Annotated in this window: 9 protein-coding genes; 1 reads left to right on the top strand and 8 read right to left on the bottom strand. The window is 47.1% G+C overall.

The genetic code is table 11. The features are described 5' to 3' along the window. Positions 1-320: 320 nt before the first annotated feature. The 8 genes from LSE01S_RS02765 to ykzS form a co-directional block, all read right to left on the bottom strand. A complete protein-coding gene (locus tag LSE01S_RS02765) occupies positions 321-2,378 on the bottom strand; it encodes an LTA synthase family protein (RefSeq protein WP_061776097.1) in 2,058 nt (685 codons plus the stop codon). Between the two features lie 137 nt (positions 2,379-2,515). After that, positions 2,516-2,752, bottom strand: coding sequence for a YkuJ family protein (locus LSE01S_RS02760; protein ID WP_011668252.1), 237 nt, complete (start codon positions 2,750-2,752; stop codon positions 2,516-2,518). 75 nt (positions 2,753-2,827) lie between these two features. After that, positions 2,828-3,862: a lysylphosphatidylglycerol synthase transmembrane domain-containing protein gene (locus LSE01S_RS02755; RefSeq protein ID WP_061776096.1), complete on the bottom strand. Its 1,035-nt coding sequence runs from the start codon at positions 3,860-3,862 to the stop codon at positions 2,828-2,830. Positions 3,863-3,866: 4 nt separating this feature from the next. Continuing rightward, positions 3,867-4,889 carry a glycosyltransferase family 4 protein gene (locus tag LSE01S_RS02750; RefSeq protein WP_061776095.1) on the bottom strand — a complete coding sequence of 341 codons (1,023 nt, stop codon included), beginning with the start codon at positions 4,887-4,889 and terminating at the stop codon, positions 3,867-3,869. 12 nt (positions 4,890-4,901) lie between these two features. Further along, positions 4,902-6,080, bottom strand: coding sequence for a glycosyltransferase family 4 protein (locus LSE01S_RS02745; RefSeq protein ID WP_061776094.1), 1,179 nt, complete (start codon positions 6,078-6,080; stop codon positions 4,902-4,904). Positions 6,081-6,274: 194 nt separating this feature from the next. Then, the gene (gene ptsP / locus LSE01S_RS02740; RefSeq protein WP_061776093.1) at positions 6,275-8,005 is read right to left on the bottom strand and encodes a phosphoenolpyruvate--protein phosphotransferase; all 1,731 of its coding nucleotides are present in this window, start codon (positions 8,003-8,005) and stop codon (positions 6,275-6,277) included. Further along, the gene (locus tag LSE01S_RS02735) at positions 8,005-8,271 is read right to left on the bottom strand and encodes a phosphocarrier protein HPr (RefSeq protein ID WP_061776092.1); all 267 of its coding nucleotides are present in this window, start codon (positions 8,269-8,271) and stop codon (positions 8,005-8,007) included. Before LSE01S_RS02735 ends, ptsP begins: the two co-directional genes overlap by 1 nt. Positions 8,272-8,438: 167 nt before the next feature. Continuing rightward, entirely contained in the window at positions 8,439-8,639 is a 201-nt protein-coding gene (ykzS, locus tag LSE01S_RS02730; protein ID WP_061776091.1) for a protein YkzS, read from the bottom strand. Positions 8,640-8,928: 289 nt separating this feature from the next. Here ykzS and LSE01S_RS02725 point away from each other — a divergent pair, with 289 nt between their 5' ends. Beyond that, entirely contained in the window at positions 8,929-11,160 is a 2,232-nt protein-coding gene (locus LSE01S_RS02725) for an ATP-dependent Clp protease ATP-binding subunit (protein ID WP_061776090.1), read from the top strand. Positions 11,161-11,176: the final 16 nt, after the last annotated feature.

Raw genomic sequence — 11,176 nt, 5'->3', positions numbered from 1 at the left:
TTTTCAAACATCTTTTTGAATAAATATTGATGTTTTACTGCGTCCGTGAATAAATATTCTTAACAACACATCTAACTATATCAATAATTAATTAGACCGTCAAGCCTTTTATTGAATTATCGGTACGGCTTCGACGCCTCATTATCGACCGTGTTTTCACGAATTGACAACAAAAAATAGTTTACCAATATCTGGCCAAATGGTCAAGAACAAAATGAATAATTACTTGAATTTCTTACAACAAGGCTTGCCGCGATCCATCAAAAAAGCGCCAACCCCCGGAATATCCAGGAATTGACGCCTTATAAATCCTACCTTTGCTATTTCAGCTCCGGTGCATCCGTCTTGTAATCAATGTTCTTATTACCATTCTTAGACATGACACTAGTCTTTTCCTTCTCCTGAGCCTCTGCCAACTTCGCCATAGCCGGCTTCAATTTGTAGGTAAAGTCACCCTTATCTACCTTAGTAAAGCCCTTAGGCGTATAGAACCGTAGCAAATCGCCATAGATCACCCGGTCAGATAGAGAAAGCTCCGTTGTGACGTGATTTTGCATCTGGTCAACGACCTTCTTCTGCTTAGTGGTCAACGTCAACGCCTTCCCGGTCTTCGTATCGTAGACCGTACCTCCCAGTTTAGTATACTTCGGTGAAACAAAGTTCCCGTTTCTAAAGGCCACCGTTTGGTTCCGATCCTTTGCCAGTAGGTCCTGACCAAACTGCACGGTATCGGTATTCTTCACACCGAGTAAGTCCAACAGCGTTGGCAAAACGTCAATCTCCCCACCATAGGTATGACTGATGCCCCCCTTAAGGCCATCCGCATGAATCATAAACGGTACCTTCTGGAATTGAGCCAAATCGAAGCTCGTCACTTTGTCCTTACCTAATAACTGGGCAATGGCGGCACGGTGATTATTCGAAATCCCATAATGATCCCCGTAAGCCACAATAACACTGTTTTTATAGAGTCCCGCCTTCTTAAGATACGTCATGAACTCGGCAAATGACTGATCGAGGTAATGGGCCGTTTGAACATACGGGTCAACCGTCTTGTCCCCCGTCTTAGTGGCGGGGAAATCGGTGTTCTTCTTATCCAATTCATATGGATAATGGTTGGTCAATGTAATCAACTTAGCATAAAACGGTTGTGGCAATTGATCAATGTACTTAGCCGATTGCTTAAAGAAGATTTTATCCTTCAGCCCATAGCCAACGCTGTAACCCGACTTCTCGGTATAGTAACTAGAACTAAAGAAGTATTGATAACCCCATGACTTGTAGGTGTTGTCCCGATTCCAAAAACTTGGGACATCCCCATGGAAAGCCGCCGTCGTATAGCCGGCCTTCTGACTTAGCAACGCCGGTGCCGCTTGGAACGTGTTCTGCGTTCCATACGTGGTCATCGCCGATCCTTGCGGTAACCCAAACAACGAGTTTTCCAGCATCATTTCAGCGTCAGAGGTCTTCCCCTGAGCAACCTGGTTGTAGAAGTTGTCGTAGGACAGGGTATTCTTACTATGATAGAACTTGTTTAGGGTTGGGGTAACTTCTTTACCATCCACCTTATAGTCCAACAGGAACTGTTGGAAACTTTCTAAGTGAATAATGAAAACGTTCTTCCCCTTCTCCTTCCCGAAATACGACACATTTGGACTAACCTGATTTTGCTTCAGATATTTCTTAACACTCTTCATGTCACTCGCATTCGCACTGGCCCGCGTCGCACTCTCTTTCTGCGTTTGGTAGGCATTGAATGCAGCATATTCATTGAGTCCCAGATACTTGACGATGTAGTTGTTATCAAACGTCCGCGTCAACAGTCCGGAACGGTCAGCGTTGGCCATGCCAAACTCCGCAAACATCAACCCAAATGCCAGCACAGAGATTGATAACGCGTAGCGGCGCTTAAATGGCCGCGGGTCAATCCGAATCACATGCATCAGTAGTAACACAATCAAAATCACAATATCGACATAGACAAAAAAGTCATAGACATGGGTAATTTGGGCCAAACTCTTCCCCAGATTATTTCCAACATCGCTAGACCCTTTCATAATACCGAATGATAAGAAGTCAGAAAACTCACGATAATAGAGGATATTGGCAAAAATCCAAGTCGACTCTAAGACATTGATGATAATCATCAGCCAATAAGCGAGTCTGCCCCTAAAGTATAAAGCAATTCCAAAGACCAACAAGGTGGCTGGAATTGGGTTAATGAAGAGCAAGAATTGTTGTACGCTGCCCTTCGCGCCTAAAGAAAATTCAGTTTGATAGGCGATGTAAGTCTTCACCCAGAATAACACGACAACTAACAGGAAGAAGCCCATTCGGGTATTCAACCAATTTGTCTTGCGCTTAATAAAGTTCGCCATGAGACAGCCTCCAGAAAATAATTAACATTAGTACAGTATAGCTGATATTGGCGGTGAATCAATTCCTTAAAAATAACCTTTGAAAAAATTCAACCTTTAGCCGATAAAAAAACAAAACTATGGATCCCATAGTTTTGTTAGTTATCCGTCAATAAATCAAATAATTCGATGGCGACCAAATCAATGTTATCGAATTCAAAAGTTGTTTCCGGATTGTGTTCAGTTAAAGTGTAGGTGTGCGTTGCTTGGTTAAAGACTACCAAGGCTTGTTCCACGCCTTCTTTTTCAAATCGACGGGGTTGTGGCTCGTCGGTGGCATCTTCTTGCATCGCCTTCAGACGATTGATGATACCAATCAGTTGAGATTCTTCCATGGTTAATCCCCTTTCTAGCTTCAAATCAATTTTACCAAACTTAGGTCCGGTTGACACGACCTATTCGATAAAAACTCAGTCATTTGGTAAATTATCTTTCTCGGTCACCTTATCCGGTCGCATGACCATCGCCACGAGCCCGGCTAACATGCCCAAGTAGTAGGTTAATAGCCGCCAAAGAATCATTGCGAGCACCAATTTACTATTTGAAGAAATATAACTCCTGAAGATCATTTCAAAACTATATTCCGCTCCGCCAGACCCCCCGGGAATCGGAAAGAGTGAAATGACCATGACAATTAAAATATGTAGACTGGTAACCATGACAATGTTCGCCGTAGTATAACCGAGAGCCAACATAATAAAGTACGGAATCAAGTAATAAAACATCAGCTGGATAAAGGTGATCCCAAAGACCCGTAACATCAGTTTCCATTGTCCACTGATTCGGACACTTTCCGCATAAAATGAGTCAATCTTCCCATTAATATTGTCTTCCATTCGGCTAAAGCGTTCGGCTTTCATCACCCAACGCATGGGAGTCAGTACCACCTTCACCATCTTCTTGGTAAAAGCATGCCAAAACATCACCATGAGTAGCCCAATAATGACGGCCAAATGAATCGTAAACCCAAAGACCACCAACCACGCCAGGGCGTGAAGTTTGTCTTGAATACTGTGGAATCCAACCACCAACGCAAATAAAAAGTTAATCACGATCATTGATTGGTAGACGACAAATTTCATTAATAACACCGAGCTGGCCTTACCAGCATCAACACCCGTTTGCATCAAAGCAATCAGTTGCGCCGGTTGACCACCTGAAGAAAACGGCGTAATCCCATTGAATAATTGTTCAACCATCGGAATTCGGATGGCATCTTTAAAGGTAAAACCTTCAATTCGGTCTGAAATGAAGACTTTGACGATAACCCCTTCTAGGGCCAGGTACACCAGCATGCACAGCACGGCTACCCCGAACCACCAGAAGTTAATATGAACAAAGTCATCGACCAAAATCGAGAATTTAATGTCACGCATTGAAAAAATCATAATACCAATGCCTAAGAGTAACATCAACGCTAAGACCCATTTATTTCGTCGTGACATTCAGTTACCCCTCTTTTACTTGCTGCTGATAAAATTCCCGCCAAATATCAGTCAGGTGTTCTTCTGAATAACGACTGGCGGCCTGCAGGCTTCGCTCATGCCAATGGGCCAAGGCAGCTTCATCCGTCGGCAAGGTCTGTAGCAGCTCATTCATCTCTGCATAATTCTGTGCTGGCGCATAATCCCCACTGATAATCGCATGGTAGAGTTCCAAGTCACGCAGCATAACTGGCGTCCCGGTGCTAAAGGCCTCCAGGACCGACATTGGAAAGAGCTCGTTAAACGACGGCAACAAAAATAGGTCGGCCAGATTATAGTAATCCACTAGTCGATCCCGGTCGACGATCCCCGGAAAGCTTAGGTTTGCCGGCGGATCGTCCACCACCTTCTTTAATTTTGCATAACCATCCGTCATTCGACCGAAAGAAAAGCCACCGGCCCAGATGAATTGCAAATTAGGATTCTCGCGGGCTAGCTTGATAAAGTCAAATAGTCCCTTACGCTCCTGAATCTGGCCCGTCCCTAAAATGGTAAACTTCTGACCATCATAGTGATACTGCTTACGCAGTGCCAACTTCCGGTCATCATCGACCGGATAAAATTCTTGGCGACTTACAAAGTTAGGAATGTAGGTCACCTTTTCTTCAGGAATCCCATAGGCCACCAGCTTCGGAATGAAGGTCGGATTGACCACCACGATATGGTCCATTCGCTTATAAAAGGCAATCACATACCGGTAGAAGATCCCCCGAAATGGTTGCGGAATAGTCAAGCTGCCCTCTAGGGTCTCCGGTAGAAAGTGAACGTATCCGATCTTACGGCCCCGGCCCGGTAGGAAGGTCGACAAGTAGTAAGAAAAGTTAATGGTGTGATAATGTGTCAGGTCCGCGTGACCGTACTGGTTAACCGTAACCGTGAATTCCTTGGTCAGTCGGGTACGCAACAAATTCATTAACTCATTATAGGCGCTACCAACACCCTGTCCCTTGACGGAATCAGCTGCAGAAAACATATTGATTTTTAACATCCAATAACTCCTCTAATTGCTAAAGTCTGGTGTATCTTCATGCGTCCGCTCATAGCTAGTCTGGGCATCCTGATAAAACTCCAGAATATGTTGCCCAAAGGTATCCGCGGAAATCTCTGAAAGCTTTTTGGCCAAGAGATCTGGATCCTGTTCTTCATCCCCATGGCGCAGATAGTCCACGACATTTTTTATCATGGTCTCCGGGTCCTTAAAGGTTACGCCAAGCGCCCGACTGGATAATAATTCGTCCGTATAAGGACTCGTCATGACAACAATCTTAGTTCCGGCTGCCATGGCCTCAATATAGGTCAGTCCTTGCGACTCTGAGTCTGACGAAGATAGAAAGACGTTAGCCATATGGTAATAACGGAAAACTTCATTATTATCCACTTCACCGGTGAACGAGACATGGTCGCTGAGCGCCATCGTTTTCACCTGTTCTTCCAAGTCTTCCTTGGCGGGACCATCCCCAACGATTAATAGCTGGGCGTTGGGCACTTGCTCCAGAATCCTGGGCATCGCATTAATACTTTCCGAGATATTCTTTTCATAGGCTAAGCGACTAAGGGACAGAATGACTGGCGTGTCCTCATCAAAGCCCAAATTTCGCCGCAGATCAGCCGTATCCGGTTGTTCATACTGATGGAGATTAACCCCGGTAGGAATCACCCGGATCGGCGCCTTAACCCCATAATCCGTTAAGGTCGTTAAAACCCGGTCACTCGGAGCCACAACTCCCGTCAGATGATAACAAAAGGCCAGCGTCCCCTGCTTAACGTGGACGGGCTTTAAAATCTTGCCGTTGGCCACGTAATGTAAATAATCCTCATACATGGTGTGATAAGTGTGCAGACAGGGAATTTCCAGATTCCGCGCCACAAACTTACCAATCCAGCCCATCGAAAACTCAGTTTGCGTATGGACGACATCCAGATTTAATTCCTTAGCAATTTGGTACGCCTGAAACAGTCCCCTAACTGCAATTCGGCGTTCTGTAAACGAGATGAACGGAATACTAGAGAAACGAAAAACGTTTCTTTCGTAAACATTCCGTTCTACCTGTGGATCGGTGGTAGTGAAGATGTAGACCTGGTTACCCTGCTTCTCTAACTGATCCCGCAACGTTTTAATCGATGTTGCGACCCCACTCACTTGAGGGAAATAGGTGTCCGTAAATATACCAATGTTCATCGCCAATCCCCCTTACTTTTAAACGTTCTTATGACTACTAAATCGGTTCGTAGCATACAATCAGTACAATTATATGGGTTTGCTAAGTTGATTGCAAACCTCAACGTCAATCGCTAGGAAAAATAAAAGAGTCGCTAATCGGTCAGTAACGACCCATTAACGACTCCCACTTCGTTTCATTTATTCACTCATATTTAGGAAACAATGCCTGGAACGGCGGCCTGCACCATGGTCACGACTTCCTGACTCGTGCTAGCCGAGTTTAAAGCCGTTTCCGCTAGCGCTCCCAGGTCGTCCGCGGTCAACTGACCAATCAGCTCCCGCGTCTTCAAGATCGTGCCCGCCCCCATTGAGAATTCATCTAAGCCCATCCCCAATAGTAACGGAACGGCAATCGGGTCTCCCGCCATCTCACCACACATAGCGACGGGAATCCCCGCCGCATGACCCGCAGAAATAACCTGGTTAATCAACCGCAATACCGCGGGATGATAGGGTTGATACAGGTATGCGACGTCTTGGTTCGTTCGATCAGCGGCCAGTGTGTACCCGATGAGGTCGTTGGTGCCAATACTCATGAAGTCAGCCTCCTGAGCAAAGCGATCGGCCAGCAAGGCAGCCGCTGGAACTTCCACCATCATACCAACCTTCACGTCGCCTAGTGGCACCTGCTTGGTGGTGAGCTTCGAACGCTCATCATCGTAGATTGCCTTGGCTTGACGAAACTCATCGAGCGTCGCAATCATCGGAAACATGATTCGCAGGTGGCCATACGCCGAGGCGCGCAACAAAGCTCGTAATTGGCTACGGAAGATTTGCTGGTGGGCCAAGCTTTGACGAATGGCCCGTTCACCTAGGAACGGGTTGGCTTCCGGATGTTGATGTAGGTAAGGCAACGGCTTGTCACCACCAATATCCAGCGTTCGAATGACCACCGTCTTAGGGGACAAGGACTTAACAACTTCACGGTAAACCGCAAACTGCTCATCCTCCGTCGGTAATTGATCCCCATTCATATAGAGAAATTCCGTCCGCATCAGCCCCACTGCTTCGGCACCATTTTGCAAAACACTTGGCAGGTCACTTGCATTCCCAATGTTCGCCGCCAATGTGACTCCCCGACCATCCTTGGTCGTCGTCTTATGATTCCTAAAGGTCGCCAAGTGGTCCAGGTTAGCCTGTCGATCGACCATGGCCTGCTTAGCGGTCTGCCAGGTGGCCAAATCTGGGTCCACAATGACGGTCCCCTGGGACCCATTGATCACCAACTGGTCCCCCGGCTTTACCGCCTGAGTCGCCGTCTGTGTTCCCACCACTGCGGGAATATTCAGTGACCGTGCCAAGATTGACGAGTGAGATGTCCGTCCCCCGACATCGGTTACGAACCCCAGGATAAACTGAGGATTAACCGAGACCGTGTCGCTTGGGATCAAATCGTGAGTCACAACAATCACCGGTTGGTCAATCAATGCCAGGTCGGGCAACGCCACTTGCAACAGGTGGGCTAGCACCCGTTTGTTAATGTCGTGCAGGTCCGTGACCCGTTCTTGCATATAGGGATTATCCGTCATCTTTTCCAGTGTTTCCTCAAAATCAGCCACGGCATTTGCCCAAGCGGACTCGGCGTTAACGCCATCCTCCCGAATTGTCCGCTCCACCGCGGCAATAAGATCGGGATCCTGAAGCATCGTTATGTGGGTACTAAAAACCTGGGCACCATCAGTACCCAGGCTTTTAGTTGCACGCATTTTGATCGTCTCAACATCGGAGACTGCTGCCTCAAGGGCCTGATGGAATCGTTTCAATTCGTTATCAAGATTTGACACCTGCCGCCGTTCGAAGCTCAGGTCCGGTTCGACTAATCGGTAGGCCCGACCACAAACCAAGCCATCACTCGCGGCAATTCCCTTGAGATTCACAGTCATTAGTCAGACAAACCCTCTTTTTTCAGCGTTTCGGCAACAGCGTTCATTGCGTCCGCTTCGTCCTCACCATCAGTCGTGATTGTGATTTCGGCGTTTTGACCAACACCTAATGACATAACCCCCATGATGGACTTTAAGTTAACGGACTTGTCTTGGTACTGCAAGCTAACTTCTGAACTGAACTTGCTGGCAGCCTGAACTAACAGCGTTGCTGGACGTGCATGAATACCCGTTTCTGCTGTAACATGAAATTCGCGTTTTTCCATAATTGATCGATCTCCTTTAAGCTTAGGTTGAATTCTATCTGGTCGTGATACTCCCTGACCTTGCGCATTGGCCAAACAACCATTCCGAGTATTACGCCTACTCATTAAGAATATCAATCTCACCTCTAAATTACAAGCGCATTGTGAAACGCTTACATCAAAAAAACTTATTGGTCACTGTTACCGGCTTCATAATCATAGTGATAAATGAGCTTACCACCCTTTTCAGCCTGACCAATCACCCGTTTACGGGTATCGAAAGCCATGAAAGCTTTTTGGAAGTCTGGAAACTCCTCCGGCGTAACTTCAAACGTTGATAATTGTTTCTCCTTCAATTGAGTCATGAGGGCCGTAAAGTCCTTTGCCAAATCGCCACATCCTTTTTTATCACTACCTCATTCTACGGTGAAAATCACCAACGGTCAAAAATTTTATCGTTTCGAGGGAGTCTGTTTAGCATTCTATAGATGAGAGTGCTAAAATAAGGGCGTTCGTGAGTAAAACCCACGTGGCGCCCGGCTTTATTGGGGAAAGCTAAATACTTGCAACCCTGGCAGACCGCGCTATAATGTAATCAATGGTCAGGAAAGGTCAAACCTTTTCTCGACAATCGTGGGTCACTACGAAAAATTTTCCGGCACGAAAGGAGACGACAAGATGTTATGTCAAAATTGCCACCGCAATGAAGCCACTATTCACCTATATATGAGTGTTAATGGGCAGCGGCAACAAGTTGACCTGTGCCAAAATTGCTATCAGCTGCTGAAGCAGCAACAATCAAACGATTCTGGAAATGGAGGTGGCCGTATGGCACAAGATCCATTCGGCTTCGGTAACCTGGACGATATCTTCCGGGCCATGCAAGGTGGCCAGGGAACGCCTAACGATTATCGGCAAGCAGCCGCACAAAACAACCAGCCTACTCAGCCTGCAGGCAACCAGGGCTCTGGTAACAACGGCCTGTTGAACCAATACGGGTTAAACCTGACGCAGCTGGCTAAGGACGGTAAGATTGACCCAGTCATTGGCCGGGACAAGGAAACCGCCCAAGTCATTGAAATCCTTAACCGTCGGACCAAGAACAATCCCGTTCTGATTGGTGAAGCCGGGGTCGGCAAGACGGCCGTGGTTGAAGGATTGGCAGAACGTATCGTTGAAGGTAACGTTCCGCAAAAACTTGAAAACAAACAAATCATCCGTTTGGATGTCGTTTCGCTGGTTCAAGGCACCGGTATCCGGGGTCAATTTGAACAGCGGATGCAACAATTGATGAAAGAGGTCCAAAGCAATCCGGACATCATCCTCTTCATCGATGAAATCCATGAAATCATGGGTGCGGGTAACGCTGAAGGCGGCATGGATGCTGGCAACGTTTTGAAGCCGGCGCTCGCTCGGGGTGACTTCCAATTAATTGGGGCCACGACTTTAAATGAATACAGAGATATTGAAAAGGACCAAGCGTTAGCCCGTCGGTTCCAACCCGTCACGGTGGATGAACCTAGTGCCGATGAAGCCATTAAGATTTTAAAAGGTATCCAAAAGAAATATGAGGATTACCACCATGTTCATTACGCTGACGATGCGATTGAGGCTGCTGTTCGGCTATCCGATCGCTACATCCAGGACCGTTTCTTACCCGACAAGGCCATCGATTTACTCGACGAAGCCGGGTCACGGAAGAACTTGACCATTAACGTCGCCGACCCCAAGGCCATCGACGAAAAGATCAAGAACGCTGAGGATCAAAAGCAAGCAGCCCTGAAACAAGAAGACTACGAAAAGGCTGCCTACTACCGCGACCAAGTCACGAAATTGGAAAAGTCCAAGGAATCTGCTAAGAATGCAGACGCCACCAACTCCGCTGAAGTAACGGTCAAGGACATGCAAGACATTGTGGAAGAAAAGACCGATATTCCAGTTGGTGAATTACAAGCCAAAGAACAACATCAACTCAACAGTTTGGCTGGCGACCTTGAAAAACATGTCATCGGCCAAAATGAAGCGGTTGATAAAGTGGCTCGGGCCATCCGGCGTAACCGAATCGGCCTGAACGGTACCGGTCGGCCAATTGGCTCCTTCCTCTTCGTTGGCCCTACTGGGGTTGGGAAGACGGAACTTGCTAAGCGGCTAGCCAATGAACTCTTCGGTTCTACCGACGCCATGGTCCGCTTCGACATGTCCGAGTACATGGAACCACATTCAATTTCTAAGCTGATTGGATCACCGCCTGGCTATGTGGGCTATGAAGAAGCTGGCCAACTGACCGAACAAGTTCGGCGACACCCTTACACGTTAATTCTGCTCGATGAAATCGAAAAAGCCCACCCCGACGTGATGAATATGTTCTTACAAATTCTTGACGATGGTCGCCTAACCGATTCTCAAGGTCGGACCGTTTCCTTCAAGGACACACTGATCATTATGACCAGTAACGCTGGGACCGGCGACGCCGAAGCCAACGTTGGGTTCGGTGCTGCGGCCGAAGGAACGACACACTCGGTACTTGGTAACTTAACCAACTACTTCAAGCCTGAATTCCTAAACCGGTTCGATGATATCGTGGAATTCAACTCCCTGTCCAAGGATAACCTGATGCACATCGTTGACTTGATGATTGACGATGTCAATACCATGTTGGCGGGGCAAGGTATTCACATTCATGTCACGGAACCCGTCGAAGAACAACTGGTTACGAAGGGCTACAACCCTGCTATGGGGGCACGGCCACTACGGCGAGTTATTCAAGAAGAAATCGAAGATCGAATTGCCGACTACTATCTGGATCATACCGATACCAAGAACCTCGTTGCCAGGATTGAGGATGGCAAGATTGTCATTGCCGCCGACAATGATGGGTCGAAGCCAGTGGAAGACACAGACGAAAACTAAGCTATTCACGAAGGAC

Origin of the sequence: Levilactobacillus senmaizukei DSM 21775 = NBRC 103853, from assembly GCF_001592085.1 — a bacterium.
In the GTDB taxonomy this organism is placed as follows: Bacteria; Bacillota; Bacilli; order Lactobacillales; family Lactobacillaceae; genus Levilactobacillus; species Levilactobacillus senmaizukei.
Note: the sequence above shows the minus strand (reverse complement) of the source record. Positions and strands in the feature narration are given on the sequence as shown.